The sequence below is a fragment of the Nocardioides pini genome (assembly GCF_026712185.1).
GTDB lineage: Bacteria > Actinomycetota > Actinomycetes > Propionibacteriales > Nocardioidaceae > Nocardioides > Nocardioides pini.
Window position 1 is genome coordinate 245886 of sequence record NZ_JAPPUX010000003.1, and the last position, 21029, is coordinate 266914.

General features: G+C 65.8%; 12 protein-coding genes. 11 read left to right on the forward strand and 1 reads right to left on the reverse strand.

The window, feature by feature from the left end:
* The first annotated feature begins 160 nt into the window (after positions 1-160).
* From NYO98_RS10975 to NYO98_RS10985, 3 genes are all read left to right on the forward strand, one after another.
* Positions 161-511, forward strand: a complete 351-nt coding sequence (locus NYO98_RS10975) for a LysM peptidoglycan-binding domain-containing protein (protein WP_268111715.1) — start codon at positions 161-163, stop codon at positions 509-511.
* 381 nt (positions 512-892) lie between these two features.
* The gene (locus NYO98_RS10980) at positions 893-1456 is read left to right on the forward strand and encodes a hypothetical protein (protein ID WP_268111716.1); all 564 of its coding nucleotides are present in this window, start codon (positions 893-895) and stop codon (positions 1454-1456) included.
* A 176-nt stretch (positions 1457-1632) separates the two neighbouring features.
* Complete coding sequence (locus tag NYO98_RS10985; protein WP_268111717.1) at positions 1633-2220, forward strand: PKD domain-containing protein; 588 nt, start codon at positions 1633-1635, stop codon at positions 2218-2220.
* Positions 2221-2268: 48 nt separating this feature from the next.
* Here the strand turns inward: NYO98_RS10985 and NYO98_RS10990 are convergent, their stop codons facing one another.
* Positions 2269-2607: a hypothetical protein gene (locus NYO98_RS10990; protein ID WP_268111718.1), complete on the reverse strand. Its 339-nt coding sequence runs from the start codon at positions 2605-2607 to the stop codon at positions 2269-2271.
* A 346-nt stretch (positions 2608-2953) separates the two neighbouring features.
* On the opposite strand from NYO98_RS10990, the gene nrdR reads away from it, so the two are divergent.
* From nrdR to drmB, 8 genes are all read left to right on the forward strand, one after another.
* Positions 2954-3430: a transcriptional regulator NrdR gene (gene nrdR / locus NYO98_RS10995; protein WP_268111719.1), complete on the forward strand. Its 477-nt coding sequence runs from the start codon at positions 2954-2956 to the stop codon at positions 3428-3430.
* Positions 3431-3534: 104 nt separating this feature from the next.
* Entirely contained in the window at positions 3535-6429 is a 2895-nt protein-coding gene (locus tag NYO98_RS11000) for a vitamin B12-dependent ribonucleotide reductase (RefSeq protein WP_268111720.1), read from the forward strand.
* A 68-nt stretch (positions 6430-6497) separates the two neighbouring features.
* Positions 6498-7634: an SIR2 family protein gene (locus tag NYO98_RS11005; RefSeq protein WP_268111721.1), complete on the forward strand. Its 1137-nt coding sequence runs from the start codon at positions 6498-6500 to the stop codon at positions 7632-7634.
* Positions 7631-8071 carry a hypothetical protein gene (locus NYO98_RS11010; RefSeq protein WP_268111722.1) on the forward strand — a complete coding sequence of 147 codons (441 nt, stop codon included), beginning with the start codon at positions 7631-7633 and terminating at the stop codon, positions 8069-8071. Before NYO98_RS11005 ends, NYO98_RS11010 begins: the two co-directional genes overlap by 4 nt.
* Before the next feature lie 9 nt (positions 8072-8080).
* The gene (drmD, locus tag NYO98_RS11015; RefSeq protein WP_268111723.1) at positions 8081-11254 is read left to right on the forward strand and encodes a DISARM system SNF2-like helicase DrmD; all 3174 of its coding nucleotides are present in this window, start codon (positions 8081-8083) and stop codon (positions 11252-11254) included.
* Positions 11251-15282 carry an Eco57I restriction-modification methylase domain-containing protein gene (locus tag NYO98_RS11020; RefSeq protein ID WP_268111724.1) on the forward strand — a complete coding sequence of 1344 codons (4032 nt, stop codon included), beginning with the start codon at positions 11251-11253 and terminating at the stop codon, positions 15280-15282. The genes drmD and NYO98_RS11020 overlap by 4 nt, the downstream gene beginning before the upstream one ends.
* Positions 15282-18947 carry a DISARM system helicase DrmA gene (gene drmA / locus NYO98_RS11025; protein ID WP_268111725.1) on the forward strand — a complete coding sequence of 1222 codons (3666 nt, stop codon included), beginning with the start codon at positions 15282-15284 and terminating at the stop codon, positions 18945-18947. The genes NYO98_RS11020 and drmA overlap by 1 nt, the downstream gene beginning before the upstream one ends.
* On the forward strand, positions 18944-21028 hold the full coding sequence (gene drmB / locus NYO98_RS11030) for a DUF1998 domain-containing protein (protein WP_268111726.1): 2085 nt from the start codon (positions 18944-18946) through the stop codon (positions 21026-21028). The genes drmA and drmB overlap by 4 nt, the downstream gene beginning before the upstream one ends.
* The last annotated feature ends 1 nt before the right edge of the window (position 21029 follow it).

The following is a 21029-nucleotide window of genomic DNA, read 5'->3' on the forward strand; positions in this document are numbered from 1 at the left end:
TCGACCAGGTCCTTGAGTTGTTCGAACACGTGCTCTAACGTCGTACACATGTTCGATCGAATGTCTGATCGACCCCCGGTGGCCCAGGCCACTGTCGGTGGGTCCGACTAGACATTCGCTCGACAGAACACGACCGGCTGATCTTCCCCAGGAGGCCACCATGAGCACCCTCAGCCTTGCCCCCGCTTTCACCGCCACCCCGCGTGCCCGCTCGACGGTCCGCCTGACCCGTCGCGGCCGCCTGGCGGTCTTCCTGACCTCGCTGTTCCTCGTCCTCGGCGTGGCGTTCATGCTCGCCGGCGGCGCGGTCGGCACCGGGGAGGCCGGTCAGCCGGCTCCGACGGAGATCGTCCAGGTCGCGCCCGGCGACACCCTGTGGGGGATCGCCAGCGAGCTCGCCACCGACGGCGACGTCCGCTCCGTGATGAGCGAGATCGAGCGGCTCAACGCCCTCGAGTCCGCCGGCCTCTCGGCCGGCCAGAAGCTCCGCGTCCCAGTCGTCTCCGACTGACGCAGAGGCCTCCATCAGCCGCTTCGACCCCGGCTGGTGGAACCAAGGGGAAGACCGAGGGGCGGGCCCAGTGGCCCGCCCCTCGGCGCATTTGTGGTCGCGTGTTCCTCGCTCACGGGATCCGGGTGCTCGGGGTGCGGGCGAGGGTGGCGGCCAGTGCGGGCGGCGCGGCCGAGGGTGGCGGCGTACGACATCACCGAGGCACGTGTTGTTGTCGTTCGCCGCCACGGTGAGCGGGGCGGCTGGTTGGCGCGCGAGAGGGTGGCGGCATACGACATGGCCGGGGCCCGTGTTGTTGTCGTTCGCCGCCACCCTGGGTGACTTCTCCACAGGTTTTGCCGTCGGGGTGGTTCCGCGGTCGCCCGGATGGGTAGTTTCAGCGTGCTGACGCTGTTCTCGGGAAGGCCCCTCATGCATCCACGCCGCCTGCACGTACGCCGCGCACTCGCGCTGACCCTGACGGTTCCCCTCCTGCTCGCCGGGTGCTCCGACGACCCCGAGCCGCAGCCGAAGATGCCGGAGACCACCAGCTCCTCGCCCACGCCGACTCCGACCGAATCCGGGACGCCGCAGGCGGAGAGTCCGGAGGACTTCATCCGGCGGTGGGTGAGAGCCGGCGACGAGATGCAGGTGACGGGGGAGACGGCTGAATACGAGAGTCTCGTGGATGGGACATGCAAAGCCTGTATCTCGTTCGTGGAATCGGTGAAGGACGTCTACAGCAACGGCGGGTCGGTGGACTTTGCTGGCTCAGAGGTCAATGCCATCAAGAGGCGTGAGCCGAAGCCGCCCACGTTCGCGCTGACAAAGACACTCCCCAGGACGGTTATCCGACGGCAGCAGGGATCACAGCCCGAAGTCCTCCCGCCTGGGCGGACAACTTTGCTCGTCATCCTCAAGCAGAAGCCGGATGGGTGGGCCATCTCCTATTACGGGATCCTTTGATGCTGCGAGTCGTCCTCGCCTTTGTGCTGGCAGGAATTGGCGTGATGGCCATCCCCTCCGGCGTTCAAGCAGCGGGTTGCCTCGCGGTCGGAATGGACGGTGTTTCAGCCGAGTGCGTCTGGAGCTACTCGGACTACGAGAGCTCGTCCGGCTCAGGCGACGGCCACACCTGGGTCGTGTCCATCCAGTGCGACAACGGCGGCATCTGCACCGAGCACGTCGAGTGCGTCGAGGGCGGCCAGGAGGGATACGTCCACGACGTCTTCATGGACGGCACGGACGTCGGCGACGTCTGCGTGCCGGACAATGCCGTACAACAAGTCGACATCGCCAAGCTGGTGATCCGCCAGTTCAAACGGATCGCGTGGCCGGCGTCCAAGCTCGTCGTGCAACCGCGCGGTGGGCGGACTCTCGTGAACTTCGAGACGAACTTCTACACACCCGACCACCGCTCCATCGATCAGGACCTCACGATCGCCGGCCAGGCGGTGGTGATCCGCGCTGTACCGGTCTCGTACACCTACTACTTCGGCGACGACGACAGCACCACGACCGCGAGCCCTGGGAGCCCGCACCCCGATCTGGAGATCACCCACATGTACACGCGCACGGGCGACGTCGTCGTACGGGTGGACACGACGTACGGCGGTGAGTACCGCATCGGGCAGGGGGAGTGGACGTCGATCCCGGACACCCTGACGGTCCAGGGGGAGGGGCAGGACCTCGAGATCGTCGAGGCGCTCCCGCAGCTCGTCCTCGAGTGACGACAACGTGGAAGATCCGAGCCACCAGGTGACGCGGATGTTCCACGCTCAGCGAGCCGCGCGCTTCCCGCCGACGGGCCGCGGAGGAGCGCCGTCGGAGGGTGGGGGCGAGGTGATCCCCAGCGCCCGCGTCAGCCGCGCCAGCAGCAGCAGCCCGACGAAGAGGCAGGCGATCGCGCCGAGGCAGGCGAGCGCCATGAAGCTCCAGGCCGACCCGCCCGACCCCGCGCGCGCCGCCGTACCGAAGTCGATGGCCGCGTAGACGAGGTAGCCCCAGGCGACCAGGCAGAGGGTGATCGCGGCACCCAGACCGAGGGCAGCCTTGTTCAGGGTCCGCGGCGCCGGGGCGGCCCTCCGCGACCCTGCTCGCTTACCCCCCGTGGACACGGACCTCATTGTGTCGGACGCGGCCTGATCGGGCACGGAATCGGGTGAGGTGTGGGCCCCGACACGCCGCCGGAGGACGTCCCCACGACGGGTGACAGGGGCACTGACCTGCGGTTTTACCGAGGCCCGGAAATTGATCCGACGAGGTCGGGCATTCGCTTGCGCAGCGTTGTGGTCGGGGCGTACGGTTACCACTACATCTAGTAGTTACACCGCTGTAGTTATCCACATCTGGTGCACAGGCCAGAGGGCGAACCACACAGCAACCGGCTAGTTGTCCACAGGAACACCCCCAGTCCACACCCTGTTCTACAGGTGTGTGAAGCGCGCCCGAGAGGAGGGCCCCATGCACTGTCCCTACTGCAAGAACGAGGACACCAAGGTCCTCGACTCCCGGGTCGCCGACGACGGGGGTTCGATCCGCCGCCGTCGTACGTGCGCCGCCTGCGACCGCCGTTTCACGACGGTCGAGAAGATGCAGCTCACGGTGCTCAAGCGCTCCGGCGCGACCGAGCCGTTCAACCGCGACAAGGCGATCGCCGGCGTCCGGAAGGCCTGCAAGGGTCGCCCGGTCACCGACGCCCAGCTCGCCTGCCTCGGCCAGGAGGTCGAGGACGCCCTGCGCCTGAGCGGGCAGGCCGAGTTCGACGCCAACGAGGTCGGGCTCGCGATTCTGGCGCCGCTGCGGGTGCTCGACGAGGTGGCGTACCTCCGCTTCGCGAGCGTCTACCGCGCGTTCGAGTCGGTCGACGACTTCGACGCCGAGATCAAGATGCTGCGGCTCGAGCGAGCCGCGGACGATCAGCCCGTCCAGACGGGCTGACCCACAGACGGCCCGGCAGACCGTGGGGAAGCGGTCTGCCGGGCTCACCAAGCACCCGCGAGAAGACTCGCGATGTTGAAACCACCACCACCACAGGAGACGGCATGACCGAGACGGTGAGCACCCGCGCCAAGGCGAGGGGCAAGGGCCTGAAGCTGGAGCGCGTCTTCAGCACCGAGGGCACGCACCCCTACGACGCCATCACGTGGGAGCGTCGCGACGTCGTCCAGCAGAACTGGAAGACCGGCGAGACCGTCTTCGAGCAGCGCGGCGTGGAGTTCCCCGACTTCTGGTCGGTCAACGCCTCCACCATCGTCACCACCAAGTACTTCCGTGGCGCCGTCGGCACCGACGCCCGCGAGTGGAGCCTCAAGCAGCTCATCGACCGGGTCGTGAAGACCTACACCAAGGCCGGCATCGACCACGGCTACTTCGCCACCGACGGTGACGCCGAGATCTTCGAGCACGAGCTGACCTGGCTGCTGGTCAACCAGTACTTCTCCTTCAACTCGCCTGTCTGGTTCAACGTCGGCACCCCGTCGCCGCAGCAGGTCTCTGCCTGCTTCATCCTCTCGGTCGACGACTCGATGGACTCGATCCTCAACTGGTACAAGGAGGAGGGCTTCATCTTCAAGGGCGGCTCCGGTGCCGGCCTCAACCTCTCCCGCATCCGCTCCTCCAAGGAGCTGCTCTCCTCCGGCGGTACGGCGTCCGGCCCCGTCTCCTTCATGCGCGGCGCCGACGCGTCCGCGGGCACCATCAAGTCGGGCGGCGCGACGCGTCGTGCGGCCAAGATGGTCGTCCTCGACGTCGACCACCCCGACATCGAGGAGTTCGTGATGACGAAGGCGCGCGAGGAGGACAAGATCCGCGCGCTGCGCGACGCCGGCTTCGACATGGACCTCGGCGGCGCCGACATCACCTCCGTGCAATACCAGAACGCCAACAACTCGGTCCGCGTCAGCGACGAGTTCATGCGCGCGGTCGAGGACGGCACCGAGTTCGGCCTGCGCTCGCGCGGCACCGGCGAGGTCATCGAGACCGTCGACGCCCGCGACCTGTTCCGCAAGATCAGCCAGGCCGCGTGGGAGTGCGCCGACCCGGGCCTGCAGTACGACGACACGATCAACGACTGGCACACCAACCCCGAGACCGGCCGCATCACCGCGTCCAACCCGTGCTCGGAGTACATGTCGCTCGACAACTCCTCGTGCAACCTGGCGTCGCTCAACCTGCTGAAGTTCCTCAAGGACGACGACACCTTCGACGCCGCGCTCTTCGCCAAGGCCGTCGAGTTCATCATCACCGCGATGGACATCTCGATCTGCTTCGCCGACTTCCCGACCGAGGCGATCGGCAAGACCACCGTCGACTACCGCCAGCTCGGCATCGGCTACGCCAACCTCGGCGCCCTGCTCATGGCGATGGGCCTGGGCTACGACTCCGAGGGCGGCCGCTCGATGGCTGCCGCGATCACGTCGCTCATGACCGGTACGTCGTACAAGCGCAGCGCCGAGCTCGCCGGCATCGTCGGCCCGTACGCCGGCTACGCCCGCAACGCCGACGCCCACAAGCGCGTGATGCGCAAGCACCAAGCGGCCAACGACGTCGTCCGCGTGCTGCACACCGAGGACGGCCGCGTGCACAAGCTGGCCACCAAGGCGTGGGCCGACGTGATCAAGGTCGGCGAGAAGAACGGCTTCCGCAACGCGCAGGCCTCGGTCCTCGCGCCCACCGGCACCATCGGCTTCATGATGGACTGCGACACCACTGGCATCGAGCCCGACTTCTCGCTGGTGAAGTTCAAGAAGCTCGTCGGCGGCGGCTCGATGCAGATCGTCAACCAGACGATCCCGCGGGCCCTGAAGAAGCTCGGCTACCAGCCCGAGCAGATCGAGGCAATCGTCGCTTACATCGCCGAGCACGGTCACGTCGTCGATGCGCCCGGCCTCAAGACCGAGCACTACGAGATCTTCGACACCGCGATGGGCGCCCGCTCGCTCAAGCCGATGGGCCACGTGCGGATGATGGCGGCCGCGCAGCCGTTCCTCTCCGGCGCGATCTCCAAGACGGTCAACCTGCCCGAGGACGCCACGGTCGAGGAGATCGAGGACGTCTACCTGCAGTCCTGGAAGCTCGGCCTCAAGGCGACCGCGGTCTACCGCGACAACTGCAAGGTCGGCCAGCCCCTCGCCGACGGTGGCGGCAAGGCCAAGAAGGACGCCGCGGACAAGGCTGCCGCCTCGGCTGAGGTCGAGACCAAGGTCGTGGAGAAGGTCGTCTACGCCCCGGTCCGCAAGCGCCTGCCGAAGTCACGCGTCTCCCGTACGACGTCGTTCACCGTCGGCGGTGCCGAGGGCTACATGACCTCCGGCGCCCACGACGACGGCCAGCTCGGCGAGGTCTTCCTCAAGCTCGGCAAGCAGGGCTCGACCCTGGCCGGCGTGATGGACGCCTTCTCGATCGCGGTGTCGATCGGCCTGCAGTACGGCGTCCCGCTGGAGACCTACGTCTCGAAGTTCACCAACCTGCGCTTCGAGCCCGCCGGCCTCACCGACGACCCCGACGTGCGGATGTCGCAGTCGATCATGGACTACATCTTCCGCCGCCTCGCCCTGGACTACCTGTCCTTCGAGGAGCGGTCGATGCTCGGCATCTACTCCGCCGAGGAGCGCCAGCGCCACCTCGAGACCGGCTCCTACGAGCCGCTCGTCGAGGAGACCGGCTCGGCTGCCGAGCTCGTGGAGCCCGCCGCCTCGTCCTCCTCGTCGACCGTCCAGGTCGAGGACGTCGAGACCAAGGACACCCACGGCTCCGAGGCCCGCGAGGTCCCGGCCCACGTGACCACGGGCGAGGCGAAGACCACCGCCGAGCTCTTCGAGAAGCTCACCGGCACCGCCGTCGACTCCCCGCTCTGCATGACCTGCGGCACGAAGATGCGGCCGGCTGGCTCGTGCTACGTCTGCGAGGGCTGCGGGAGCACCAGCGGCTGCAGCTGACCTGATCAAAATGTCGAGGGCGGGCCGCGCACGGCCCGCCCTTCGACGGTGAGACCTGGGGGGTTGCCGTGAACGAGCGTCGGGGGGCTGGTGGCCGACCACCGGACCGGAAGTACAGCGTGATATTCCTCGGTGCTGGAGCATCAAAAGCAGCCGGACTGCCGCTGACCGAGGAACTGCTCCGCCACCTCTGGCCCAGAGAGCACGAAGCGACCTCCACGCCGTGGGATGACTTCAAGACAGCTAGACAATGGAAAACAGACCTTGAGAGTGCAGTCAAGGTGCTTTACCCGGATGGCGAGTCAGATGGTTTCCGGCCCCTAGTGAGTGAGTTCTTCACCCTGCTTGAGGTCATGGATCGTGTTCACTCCGGCCGTGAACGCTTGCCATTGGACGCGGGGGAGCTTCTGCAATCCCTTCGTTCAGAAATTGCGCTGGGTCTGATCCGGGCTGTTGACGGTCAGAGGCGCCGAACCGCGAGGCTTCCGCAGTACAAGTGGCTCACCTCTTCAGTCGGGCGGCCGGCCGTCATCGTGACGTCGAACTGGGACACAATTTCTGAACAGGCGGCGCTCCGTGCTGGCTTGAACGTGAGCCTGGGATGGCCGCGGACAAAATCCGGGGATCGGCTGAAAGAACTTCCAGCTAAGACTGTCGTGATTCTCAAATTGCACGGCTCGACGGATTGGGGTCGCGCGGACGATCCACGCGTGCTTGCGGCAGCGAGGGAGTGGGAGTACGAGCGGCTGGACGTCGTCGTCGAGCCAGGCGTCACGCGACGGCGACACAGCCGCGACGGCAGTGAACAGATCGTCCGCTTCCGAACTTATGATCATCCGGTTGCGAGCGAGAGAGCACGGATGGGATTTGATGAGCCACTCATGGCAACGATGGCTGCGGGAAAGGACACGTTCATCAGTGACCTGCAGGGGATCTGGGACGACGCCTATTGGGTCCTTTCCCGAGCAGACAAGTTGGACATCGTCGGTTACAGCTTCCCTAGTGACGACTTAGAGCTGCGCACACTCCTGAGAGTGTCAACGCGGCGCGCAGGCGCCGCCGGGCTGAGCGATGGCGTAGAGGTGGCAGTCTGCAACCCCTCGCCCGATACCCACGATCGAGCGAGGTCGTTCCTAGGGATGGACCTAGTTTCGTCATATGAAGGCGCCGGCGCTTGGCGTATGCGCAGAAGGAAGAGTTCATGACTGAGAGCTCACATCGAGAAGCAGGTTCAGCCAATGTCCACCCACGCATCGCCGTCACACTTGCACTGATTCTCGCGGTCTCGGGAATAATCTGCGCTGGCGTCGCGATCGCTGCCGCCGACGACGGGGATGCTTCGGCTCTCTTCTCGACAATGGCCATAGCTGGATGGGCGTCCGGCACGCTCGCCTATCGGCGGCGCAGACCGGGACCGTTTCAGGGCTGGCTCGGATACGTGCCGATACTCCTGATGCTGTTGGGCGCCGCAGGCGGTTCCTATGCTTATGGTCGCGGAATGGCCTCCACCTGGGTTGTGGTCAGCCTGCTGTTGCCCGTCGCTCTCGGGTACGCGTTGGAGGCACGGATGGACGGCAAGCGGGAGCCCCTGGTTGAGGGGAGGCGCAAGCGTTCATCGGACGCTGTCGGCGCCCGTCGATAGGGTCATCCTGTGACAGGGGTCGAAAAGGAAAGCCGTCGGGGGACGGTCGCAGCAGTTCCGGAGATCGGGCAGATCGTGACAGTCCGCGGTGCCAACTGGGCCGTGACCGACGTGACGCAGCAGGGTCTGACTCGCAGTAGCGCGGACGATGCCGTCCAGCAGCTACAGCACGCGGTCAGCTTGCAGTCTGTTGAGGACGATCGCCTCGGACACGAGCTTCGCGTCGTCTGGGAGCTCGAGCCCGGACGAAGCGCGAGCGCGCACCGCGGGCTCCCGGAGAAGATCGATCCCGAGCGCTTCGACGACCCCAACAAGCTGGCGGCATTCGTAGACGCGCTCAGGTGGGGTGCGATCACCAGCGCCGACGATCAGACGGTGCAGGCACCGTTCCACTCGGGTGCGAACGTCGAGGCATACCAGTTGGAGCCACTCAAGCGCGCCCTGGCCAGCCCTCGCGCCAACCTCCTGCTGGCCGATGACGTCGGCCTCGGAAAGACGATCGAGGCCGGCTTGGTGATCCAGGAGCTGTTCCTGCGACACCGTGCGCGCACCGCCATCATCGTCTGTCCGGCTGGCCTCCAGCTGAAGTGGCAAGACGAGATGGACCAGAAGTTCGGCCTCCACTTCGAGGTCGTCAACTCCGAGACCATGAAGCAGGTGCGTCGCACCCACGGCATCCACGCCAATCCGTTCACCCTGTTCCCGCGCATCATCGTGTCCATGGCTTGGCTGCCCGGTCAGCGAGCCCAGCGACAGCTCCGCGATGCCTTCAGTGCCAACGACAACCGTTTTGCCTTCGACATCCTGGTCGTGGACGAGGCTCACCATGTCGCACCGAGCAGCCCCTCCCGTACGGACAATGTCGGGCGCGAGCGTCGTGGTTACGCCGTCGACTCCCAGCGAACACGAGCTGTGCGCGAGCTGGCCGAGCGAGCCGAGCACCGGTTGTTCCTCTCGGCCACGCCCCACAACGGATACACGGAGTCCTTCGCCGCGCTCCTTGAGATGGTCGACCCTCAGCGATTCGTACGGAGCAACAAGATCGATCCACAGGCGCTCAGTGAGGTGGCGGTACGCCGCCTCAAGCGTGATCTCCGCGAGGCCAAAGGGTTCCAGGAGCGAGAGGTCCTGCCACTGCCCTACGAACCTAGCGACGACGAGTCCGAGGCCTACGACCGACTCCTGGCCTTCACGAAGCGCCGTGACGCGGAGGTCGCGCGCCATGGTGGAAGCAAGCACGCGAAGGACATGGCGACGCTTCTCCTCAAGAAGCGGTTCTTCTCGTCGCCGGTGGCCTTCGCGCGCACGATCGATGTGTACAAGGACACGCGGACGCGCGGGCTGAACGTCGACTTCGATGCCGAGTACGACGAGATCCTGGGGTTCGCCGCCGACGATCTCGAGGAGGGCAAGGTCGACCAGCCCGAACTCCGGGCGCTCGAACAGACCAAGGGCTCGATGCCGGCGCTCAGCGAACAAGACCTGGCGGATCTGCAATGGCTCAGCGAGTGGGGCCACCAGTACGACGCGCGCCCCGACAGTCGCCTGGAGGCGCTGATCGGCCATCTCGAGGGCCAGCTCCGTCCCACCGGCGACTGGGGCAACGAGCGCATGGTGGTCTTCACCGAGTACGTCGACACCCTGGAGTGGATCAGGAGCATCCTGCGCCAGCAGGGCTACGACAACGATCGCGTGGAGGTGATCGACGGGAGCACCGACGCCGACGCACGTGAGCTCGTCCGGGCACGCTTCAACGAATCTCCCGCCAAGACCCCCGTCCGCGTGCTCTTGGCTACAGATGCGGCCGGAGAGGGCATCGACCTCCAGCGCCACTGCCACCGACTCGTCAACTTCGACATCCCGTTCAATCCGAACCGTCTCGAGCAACGGATCGGGCGCATCGATCGTTACGGACAGAACCAGCCGCCGCAGGTACGCCACTTCGTCCCTCGTGTCACCGCCACAGGCGCCCTAGCTCAGGACACCGAGATGCTGGGTCGGGTGGCATCCAAGGTCGCCAAGATCATGCACGACCTCGGTTCGGCCAACGAGATCATCGCCCCCGACATCCAGCGCCAGCTCGGCGGGATCGACGTCAGACCGAGCAAGCCCAAGGCCGAGAAGGACCCGATCACCGGGATGATGCAGGGCGAGCGAGTGCTCAACGCGGAGCTGACCAGCCTCGAAGCAAGTCTTGTCGAGAGTCGCGACAAGCTGCACCTCCGCCCGGCCAACCTCCAGCGCGTCGTCGAGACAGCGTTCGAGCTCAACCAGTTCCCACCGCTGGCGCTTGAGGGCTCGGAGGACACTGATGTTCCCGTCTTCAGGCTGCCTGCCCTCGACGCGAGCTGGGAGCCGATCACTCGCGAACTGACGAATCGGCTCGACCCGGACCACCTCAGGCCCATCGCCTTCGACCCTCAGGTTCTGGTGGACGACCCGGATGTGGCCCACATGCACTTGGGGAGCCAACTCCTCCAGAGGTCCACTCGGCGACTACGTTCGGCACTGTGGGGCGGTGAGCGCTCACTCCAGCGGGTCAGCGCGATGGTCGTGCCGGATCTCGAGGAATCCTTCGCTGTCGCCGTCACACGACTCGTCCTCGTCGGACGCGCAGGCCTGCGGCTCCACGAAGAGGTCTTTCTCGCTGGCACCCGCCTCGCGCGCCGTCAGGCAGTCGGCGAGCACCGCGCGGAAGAGCTGCTCGAACAGGCCCTCGACACTGACGGTATCCGCCCTGTGTCCACGTCGATCGCCCGGCAGCTCGCCGAGGCCTGGAACTCAGAGGACGGCATCAGTCAGCGCGTCGAGGACGCGATCCGTGACCGAGCCGAACGGCGCCGGCGAGAGGTGGCGGACCTGCTCCAAAGCCGCCGGGAGGCAGATGAGGCACGCGTGGGCAACATCTTCGACCGCTTCTCCGACTCGTTGCGCGACGCCCTGAGGGAGGCCGAGCAGATCGACGCGGATCCGCAGTTCGGCCTCTTCGAAGACGAGCGCCGACAGAGCGAGCGCGACCTCCGGGAGATCCGACGCCGCATCGACGCACTCGACGATGAGCGTGACCGCGAGCTGGCGGCCGTCGCCGGTCGCTACGAAGACGTGCGCGCGTGGGAATTCCCAGCCGCCGTGATCTTCGCGCTGTCACCCGATGACGTGGACAAGGGGATGAACATCCGATGAGGCGCCGTACTCGCTCGGTCGCAGAGCTGCACGAGGACTGGCTGGCTCAGGTCGAGACCGAAGGGCCGTTCCTCGCGCTCCCGGTCATCAAAGACATCTGGCGTGACGGCGTCGACCGCCTCGGCGACGCGGACGACAGGATGGTCACCTTCAAGCAGGCCTTTGTCACCTGGCAGCGCGAGGTGGACGCCTACGCACTCGCCGACCGGACGCCGGAGGTCGTGGAGCGGTACGACGAGGTGAGACATGCCTGGATCCACGCCGTCCTCGATGACCTGGCCGGCTGGGATGGTCTTCGCCACACCACCGATGAGCTCCCCGCGACGTTCGAGATCCGCTCGCCGGGCGAGCAGATCACTGTGCGCCCGAGCGGCGCGCTGAAGGGCCGCGACGCCGAGTACGCCGCACTGCTCCTCGTCGCAGAGCCGACCACCAGCCTGCGCGAGACAGGCCTCGATGGATGGGCCGCCACCGAGATCGACCGGATGGCGATGCTCTTGCGCAAGTCCCATGTAGAGGTCGGCGTCGTCACCGACGGCCAATGGTGGGCCATCGTGTGGGCCAAGGACGGCAAGCCGACCGGCTCCGGCATGGTCAACGCCCTCACCTGGGCCGAAGAACCGCTGCTGCGCGACGCATTCCTGACCCTGCTCGACCAACGGCGGTACCGCGCCAAGGACCCCGATCAGCGACTGCCGCGGCTCTTCGAGCGCAGCGAGCTCGAGGCCGAGGAGATCACCGAAGCGCTCGGCACTCAGGTGCGTCGTTCGGTGGAGCTCCTCGTCCAGTCGTTCTCGGAAGCCAGGCTCGCCGCGGACCGGCAAGGCGATCCCGATCCGTTGACAGAGGATCCGGATGAGATCTACCAGGCCGCCGTGACGGTGATGATGCGGGTCGTGTTCCTGCTCTTCGCTGAGGAGCGCGAGATGCTCCCGACGGAGCAGCTCTATTGGGACTCGTACGCCATTCGCGATCTCCTGTCGGACCTGAAGCGGCAAGCCGCTCAGGGTGAGGAACCGCTCGACGAGTCCTTCGATGCCTGGCACCGACTCCTGGCCGTCAGCCAGGCGCTGTACGGCGGTGTCAACTACGACGAGATGCGAATGCCGGCGTACGGCGGGTCGCTGCTGGATCCCGAACGCTTCCCCTGGCTGCACGCCACCGACGAGCGCGGCCGGTTGCGGCTCGAGGTCTCCGACCGGGTCATGCTGCACGTCCTCGAATCCGTGCAAACGGTGACCGTGAAAAGTGAACAGCGTCGCGTCTCCTTCCGCGACATCGACGTCGAGCAGATCGGCTACATCTACGAAGGACTGCTCGGCTACTCCTGTGCGGTGGTCGAAGACGGAGTGATCATCGGCCTGGTCGGCAAGCCCGGCGAGGAGCCGGAGATCGATGAAGGCACCCTTCAGCGCCTGTACGACGACAGCTCGGACGGAAAGAGCTTCGCCACCGCGCTCCGCGAGTGGATCAAGAACGATCAGCCCGCAGCGACTCCGCTGACCGCAGCGAAGCTGGCAAAGTTCTACGACGCCGAGCTCGGTGCCGCCGAAGAAGCAGACGCGCGACGATTGCTCACCCCGGTCGCCGGTGGCGACGAGGAACTGCTCGGTTTCCTTGTCGACTGGAGCAGATTCATCCGTCGAGACCTCCGCGGCATCCCGCTTGTCATCCCGGTCGGTGGACTGGTCGTGGTCGAGACCCCGTCACGCAAGAACGCAGGCGCTCACTACACGCCTCGCTCACTCGCTGAGGAGGTCGTGCTGCACGCCCTTCAGCCGCTCGTCTATGAACCCGGGCCGTTGCAGACCAACGACGAGAACGCATGGCGGCTGAAGTCCAGTAGCGCGATCCTCGACCTCAAGGTCGCCGACATCGCTGCTGGATCCGGCGCCTTTCTGGTAGCGGCAGCCCGGTACCTCGCTGACCGCGTCGCCGAGGCCTGGACTGTCGAGGGGCGGCTCAACGCGGACCAGGTCGTGGACCCCCAGCGAGTGAAGGACCAAGCGATCCGCGAGGTCATCGCCCGATGCCTCTACGGCGCCGACATCAACCAGATGGCAGTCGAGATGTGCAAGCTCTCGCTCTGGCTCGTGTCGATGGACAAGACCAAACCGTTCTCGTTCGTCGACGATAAGGTTTTCTGCGGGAACTCGCTGCTGGGGGTCACCGACCTCGACCAACTGCGGTACCTCCACCTGTACCCCGACTCGAAACGGATGGACACCCAGCTATTGGTTGACATCGACGGCAAGATCGCCGACGCGATGCGGCTGCGGAGGGAGCTCGCATCCCCGGTCGAAGAGAATGATCCAATGCGTTCCACTCGGGGAAAACTTGCGTTGCTTGCTCAGCTGGGCCAGGCTACGAACGACTTGCGGCTCGTTGCTGACGGTGTAATAGCGGCGGGTCTTCCGCTCGACGGTAAGCCGAGCGGCCGTCTTGATGACGCCTATATGGTGCTGAGTTGGGAGGTCGGTGAGGCATTCCCCGTTGATGGCTCCCAGGGCGATCGTGCGAAGCTTTGGGAGCGTGCTCGCACTGGACTGACTCCGACAGTTGATACGGACTATCAGCAATGGCGGCCATTGCACTGGGTGCTAGAAGCGCCCGATGTGCTGATCGATAGGGGCGGTTTTGACGCGATCATCGGTAACCCTCCGTTCCTCGGGGCGAAGAAAGTCACGCCGGCCCTGGGGAAGAATTTCCGCCAGTGGATCATCAACGTGGTGGCGGGAGGACGGGAGGGAAATGCCGACTTGGTCGCCTACTTCTTCCTCCGAGCGGCCGCCCTGGGGTCGAGCAGGTACGTGAGTGGACTCATCGCAACCAACACGATCGCGCAAGGCGATAGCCGCGAGGTGGGACTCGACCAGTTGGTCCGACGTGAAACGATCCGACGGTGCGTCCGCAGTGAACGTTGGCCGGCCGCATCGGCTCAACTTGAGTATGCAGCCGTTTGGACAACGCGGGTCCCGTTGACTGGCGGTTTATGCGTCGCAGACTCGGTGACATGCTCGCGCATCTCGCCTCTCCTGGAGCCTGAGGGTCGCTCGTCGGGAGTTCCCTACCGCTTAAGTGCGAACCGCAACCGCGCTTCAGTTGGCTCAAACGTGAATGGGACTGGGTTTGTACTCACAGTTCCCGATGCCGCTCGGCTAGTTGCGGAAAGCCCAGAGTCCGAGGCCGTGATCAGGCGCTACCTGCGGAGTGACGAAGTCAATGGCTCTTCATCACATGAATCTACGGCTCGGATCATCGCGTTCGGCGACATGTCTGAGGCTGACGCGCGGAGATTCCACGGAGCCTGGAGACACGTGGAAGCGGCCGTGAAGCCTCACCGATCGCGGATCGCAAACAAGCCGCGGGTACGAGACATCTGGTGGCAGTTCGAGAGCAGCGCCAAAGCCCTCTACGAGCGACTTGAATCGCTCGATCGTTGCATCGCCATTGTGCAGACAAGTAGGACCCAGGTTCCCGTTTTCATCAACCATAAAGATGGCGTCTTTACGCACAAGATTGTGGTTGTCTCGTCGGACTCGGCTGCGGAGCTTGCGGTCCTGACAAGTTCCATGCATTGGTCTTGGATCATCCAGCGGGGATCGACGATGAAGTCGGACACCGTGTACACGCCAACAGACGTCTACCAGACTTTCCCGCGACCAGGACTCATCTCAGGACTGGAACGAGTGGGCACTGAGCTGGACACCGTTCGCCACGAAATTATGCGTCGCCGGGACTTGGGGCTGACCGCTCTCTACAGCCTCGTAAACGATGCCGATGTCCAACGCGACTCTGACGTCGATCGGATCCGTGAGATACACGTGGAGGTTGATCGAGCCACCATGACGGCGTATGGCTGGGACGACGTTGACCTTCATCACGGATTCCACACCTATCGCCAGATGGAGCGGTGGACGGTGGCGCCGGCCGCCCGCGTTGAGATCCTCGACCGGCTGCTTGAGCTCAACCACGAGCGGGCGTGGGCGGAGGGCCAAGACGTGCCGGAGCAAGGAGAGCTCTTCTGATGAGCATCAGTCCGTCGACGGTCGTCCGGTCCGAACTGCTCGGGTTGATCGAACAGGAGCTGCTCGGACCGCGGAGCGGCCCAGAGGAAGAGACCAAAGGGACGCCGCGAGCGGCCTACGCCGTGGGCGGCCTGGCGCCGGTGACCATCGACCCGAGCCGAGTGGGCCCGGTACAGGCAACTGGTGAGGGTGCAGACCCCAACGAGACCGGTCTCGGCATCAACGACATCGACCCGACCACCCAGGGGCAGCGTGGCGTTCCGGTACTCACGGATGAGGAACCGAGCACCGCCGATGATGATGAAGAGCGGGACGAGGGGCCCAAGGGGGCGTTGACCTTCCCGTCGTCGATGGGGCTGCGGTTTCAAGTGCCGCGCGATTGTGAGCTCCTCACCGTTACCGCGAGTTGGGGTCGATACGCCTCGTTCCGTAAGGAGAACGAGGACGGACGCAAGTTCCTGTGGTCCAAGCGGACACCCGTTAAGAAGACTGCGCAGCTAGATGTCCGCGGTCATGATGAGCACGTCGTCCTCGCGCCCATCACGCTCGACGACGACGTCACGCTTCGCGTCGAGCTTTTCCCGCGGACCGACCGGGTCATCGTCGAGCTCGCGCTCAGCAACGACCGGGTCACCGGTATGGACGCACCGCCCGGAGACTGGCTTTTCCAGACCAAGCTCCGCGTCGCGGCGGCCAGTGGTGACGCGGTGTTCTTGCCGACGAGAGACGTCTTGCTGCCCGATTACGACGAGGTCGACGAGGAGCGCCAACGCCTCGATCTCCAGTACCGACACCGACTCGAGTTCGCCATCGGCCGCACCACCTCAGTGACCTGGGACGAGCCGGTCGACGAACACGGCAATGGCATTCGTCTGGCGAGATCCGTGGCGACCACCTGGCTGCCGACGGCTGAGGTGCCGCAGACTATCGCCGGCTCCGCCGGCGCGGCCGTCACTTCGATGCGCGAGCTCGCCGAGCTCGTGGCCGACCAGGCCGAGGCAGCGTTCGGCCCCCTGGTCGACGGCTACCTTGAGTGGTTGCGGGGCCAAGAGGAGACAGCGGACGAGTTGCCTGACCATCTCCGCGACCTCGCCGGCGATGCGATCGCGGAGGCGCAGTTGGTGGCCGACCGGCTCGCCGAAGGCGTACGACTCCTCTCCGAGGGTGGCGAGGCGCTGACCGCGTTCCGCTTCATGAACCGCGCCATGCGCGATCAGCGCATCCGAAGCCAGGTCGCCGCAAAGCGGGCAGCCGACGACGACCTGTCGATCGCCGATGCCCTGTCGGCCGTCAAGGCCGAGGGCGACAAGGCGGCATCCTGGCGCCCGTTCCAGCTGGCCTTCATCCTGCTCCAGCTACCCGCGCTCACCGACCCAGCCCATCCCTACCGCAGCGGCGACGCGGCCAACGTCGAGTTGCTCTTCTTCCCAACCGGCGGCGGCAAGACCGAGGCCTACCTCGGTCTGGCTGCCTTCACGTTCGCCATCCGCCGCCTCCAGGGTGAGCTCGAGACGGATGGCGGAGTCCTCGATGGCGGAGGCGGCGTCGCCGTGCTGATGCGCTACACACTGCGACTGCTCACCTCACAGCAGTTCCAACGTGCAGCAGCGCTGGTGTGCGCTGCTGAACTGATCCGCCAGGAGGACCCGGCGACATGGGGCGAGGAGCCCTTCAGCATCGGCCTCTGGGTCGGGTCCGCGGTGAGCCCGAAGCGGTACGCGGAAGCCGAGGCGCAGGTCCAGGCGGTCCGCAGCAACGACAGTATGCGTGCGTTCGGGCTCACGGTGCTGCAGCTCCAGCGCTGCCCGTGGTGCGGCACGAGGATCGACCCCAAACGCGACGTCCACACGGTGAAGACCCGCGAACGGATCGAGGTCTACTGCGGCGATCGGCATGACGACTGCCCGTTCGCGATCGACGGTGATGCCGACGGACCGCTTCCGATCACCACCGTCGACGACGAGATCTACCGCAACCCGCCGACGTTCCTGCTCGCCACCGTCGACAAGTTCGCCCGACTGGCCCGGGAAGGCGAAGCGGCGAGTCTCTTCGGCTATGTCGTCGAATGGTGTCCTCGGCACGGCTACCGCCATCCAGACTCCCACGGCTCCTGCACCGGGCAGTCCCACAACCCGAAGAGCGAGAATGGGGTCTCCTATCCGAAGGTGACCATCCAGCCCGCGAGCAGGCTGCGGCCACCGGATCTGATCATCCAGGACGAGTTGCACCTCATCACCGGTGCGCTGGGCACAGCGGTCGGGGTTTTCGAGAATGCCGTCGACCTGCTGTCGTCCTACGCGCAGAAGGGGCAGAACGTCCGGCCGCTGGTCGTTGCCTCCACCGCGACGGTCCGGAATGCGGAGAACCAGGTGCGTGCGCTCTACGGGCGCGGGGTTGATGTGTTTCCCCCGCAGGTGCTCGATGTGCGCGACACCTTCTTCTCCAGCGAGAAGAAGGTCACCGACGAGGACCCGGGTCGGAAGTACCTCGGCATCTGCGCCCACGGCATCAGGCTGACCCTTGCCGAGATCCGACTCTCGGAGGTCCTCCTTCTCGCCGGCCAGAAGCTACTGGACACCCACGGGGATACGGCCGATCCCTACATGACCACCGTCGGCTACTTCAGTGCCACTCGTGAGCTCGCCGGCATGCGGCGCTACCTCGACGACGACGTCACGATGCGAGTCGCGGGCAACACCGAACCGTTCCCGCGGCGCACCACGGATTGGGAGCGATTGGAGATCGGTGAGCTGACGTCTCGTATCTCGGCTGAGGAAATCGCCAAGACGCTCGACAAGCTATCGCTGCCGTTTACCGAACGCTGGAGCACTCGTGGCCGGATCGATGTGAACAGGGCGCGAGCGGAGGCCCGCGCCGCGGGCGAGAAGTTGCCGGAGTGGGGCACCAAGCCGTACGACGTGGTGCTCGCAACTTCCATGCTCCAAGTGGGCGTCGACGTTCCCCGGCTCGGGCTGATGCTCGTGGTCGGTCAGCCGAAGAACACGGCGGAGTACATCCAGGCCTCGTCGCGCGTCGGCCGTGACGCCCGCAAGCCGGGATTGGTCGTATCGCTCGCCAACTGGGCGCGACCGCGGGACATGGCGCACTTCGAGCAGTTCCGTCACTACCACGAGACCTTCTATGCCCAGGTCGAGGCGCTCAGCGTCACGCCCTACTCCGAGACTGCGATGGAGCGTGGCCTCATGGGCGTGCTGGTCAGTGCGGTCCGCGTCGCTGACCTTCGCGCGGGTGGTTCGATGTCACCGGAGCGGGGAGCCGGCGAGATCCTCACCAAGATGCCGATCGTCGAGAGGCTCATCGACCAGCTGGTGGATCGCGCGACGCGAGCCGTCGACGACGCCGGCGAAGCCAAGCGGATGCGCGACAAACTCGCCCAGCGCATGGACCGCTGGCATGACAAGGCCGCCGACGCCAGCGGCGCCCTCGTGTACGAGCGTCGTCCGAAGAAGGACGTCGCGTGGCCTCTCCTGATCAGCCCCGAGGACACGTTGCCGTCAGTCGCTGACAGGATCTTCGTGGTCGCGAACTCGATGCGGGAGGTGCAGCCCGAGATCAACCTGCTCGTGAGTCCCAGCGCAAACCGGCTGGCCTTCAAGGAACCGCTCGACAGCCCCGAATGGCACATCCCCGAGGTGACGACGTGACCGACATTCCCGCAGAAGACGGCCTCGTCGCAGCGCTCGATCCCTTGGTGCTGGGCGGGTCTCCGCTCGACCCGATCGCCGACGTCGAGACCAACCGGCCGAAGAACCGCGCCCGGGTCGGCTCGATCCGCCCGTCCGCGATGCTCTACACCAACGGGATCGGCGCAACGGTCGACCTCCCGCACCTGTCGGTCATGCCACACGGGCTCGACGCGTGGGAGCCGATCTACGCGCGCAGATCCGGACCGGCGGAGGTCATCGCCGAGCCGCGGTTGCTGGAGCTCGTGCGGGCGCATCTCGGAAGCCAGGTCACTGAGCTGCGCAAGCCCCCGTGGGCACCGGAAGAGCGGGGTCACGCCGGCTCCGAGGCGATCGATCTCGGGATCCCGGGCCGGATCTTCCCGCAGTGGCTGCGCTGCACCGGCTGCAACATGCTCGCCCCTGTGTCACACGAGCAGTTCAGCTATGTGAACGTGAACCGGTTCCGCCCAGACCAGGCTCAGTTCTTTCACGAGCGGTGCACGGGTTGGGGCGGCGACGACAGGCGGTCGTCACGATCGACGAAGAAGCAGCCAGCTGTCCCAGCGAGATATCTGATCGCCTGCACCAACGGACACCTCGACGAGTTCCCGTACGGGCCTTGGGTCCATCGGGGTCAGCCCTGCGCTAAGGCGCCGATTCCACATCTGCGGATGCGGGAGTGGAAGAGCAACATCGGTCCGGACGTGCAGATCATGTGCGTCTCCTGCGGTGCGTCTCGCGGGATGCTCGAGGCCACCGGCCCCAAGGCTGTCGACAAGCTGCCGCACTGCCGAGGCCGCCATGCCCATCTCGACGCCTTCTATGCGTGTGGTCAGCCAGGGCGACTCATGATGCTCGGGGCTGCTAATCAATGGTTCGCCTCGACACTCGGCCTGCTGGCGCTGCCTCGCGAGGAGGCGCTCACGGCCGAGGATCTGATCCCCCTGCTGCAAGCTCTGCCAATCGGCGTCCTCAGCGCAGCTCCGGTCAAGGAGGCGCTCCCGGGCTTCCGGATCGCCGCGGGGATGATTGCGCAGACTGACGCTTTCGAGGACGTCGACGACGACGTGCTGTGGGAGGCTATCGAGCTGGTCAACAGTGGCGGTTCCACGCCCAAGACAATGTCCGCTGAGCGGCGCGCCGACCCACTGACCGTGCTCGGGCCCGAGTGGACTGTTCTCACAGACGAGCGGAAGTACACCCGGCACAGCGGATCCATGGACTTCCGCGCCGTGCGGCGGGAGGTGCCCCCCGCTCTGGCCTCGATCGTCACCTCGGTCGTCGCAGTAGAGAAGTTGAAGAAGGTCAACGCCTTCATCGGGTTCACCCGGATCGACGCACTCGACCGCATCGACGACGCCTCTGCTCGGGTAGCACCTCTCAACCGCAACGGCCGGCCGACCTGGGTACCCGCAACCGAGGACCGTGGCGAGGGTGTCTTCATCCGCTTCGAGGAAGCAGCAGTTGCAGCGTGGGAGGACCAAGTCCGGGCACTTCCAGTGTGGGCAGCCTTCCGAGACGCACATCGCATCAACTTCCGTCGTCGCACCAGCAAGACAGCCGGTGACATCGACCCCGACTCCCGCTTCCCTGCTCCGCGATACTGGGCGATCCACACGCTGTCTCACCTGCTCATCCGTGAGGCGGCGATGTCCAGCGGGTACGGATCGGCCAGCTTGACCGAGCGCATCTATGCCTGGCCGGCGGACGGTGAGCGCGGACCGGCCGCGGGGCTCCTCATCACGACGACCGCGTCGGACAGCGAGGGCACGCTCGGCGGTCTCGTCGACCTGGCTCGGCCCGGGAAGCTCGGCAAGCTGGTCGCCAATGCGCTCCGGCGTGGGCAGCGATGCTCATCCGACCCGATCTGTTCACACCGGCTGCCCACTGACAAGGAAGAGTTCCTCCACGGTGCCGCCTGCCACTTCTGTCTCTTTGTGAGCGAGACGAGCTGCGAGCGCACCAACCGCTTCCTCGACCGACGTCTCCTGCTGGGGCTCACGACCGATCCGGCCGTGGCGACGCCGGGCCTGCTCGCCGCATTGACGGAGGGCATCTGAG

Excerpts from the sequence above, each read along its gene's own strand:
- NYO98_RS11000 (WP_268111720.1), top strand. The coding sequence starts at position 3,535 with ATGACCGAGACGGTGAGCACCCGCGCCAAGGCGAGGGGCAAGGGCCTG.
- nrdR (WP_268111719.1), top strand. The coding sequence starts at position 2,954 with ATGCACTGTCCCTACTGCAAGAACGAGGACACCAAGGTCCTCGACTCC.
- drmA (WP_268111725.1), top strand. The coding sequence starts at position 15,282 with ATGAGCATCAGTCCGTCGACGGTCGTCCGGTCCGAACTGCTCGGGTTG.
- NYO98_RS11010 (WP_268111722.1), top strand. The coding sequence starts at position 7,631 with ATGACTGAGAGCTCACATCGAGAAGCAGGTTCAGCCAATGTCCACCCA.
- NYO98_RS10975 (WP_268111715.1), top strand. The coding sequence starts at position 161 with ATGAGCACCCTCAGCCTTGCCCCCGCTTTCACCGCCACCCCGCGTGCC.
- NYO98_RS11020 (WP_268111724.1), top strand. The coding sequence starts at position 11,251 with ATGAGGCGCCGTACTCGCTCGGTCGCAGAGCTGCACGAGGACTGGCTG.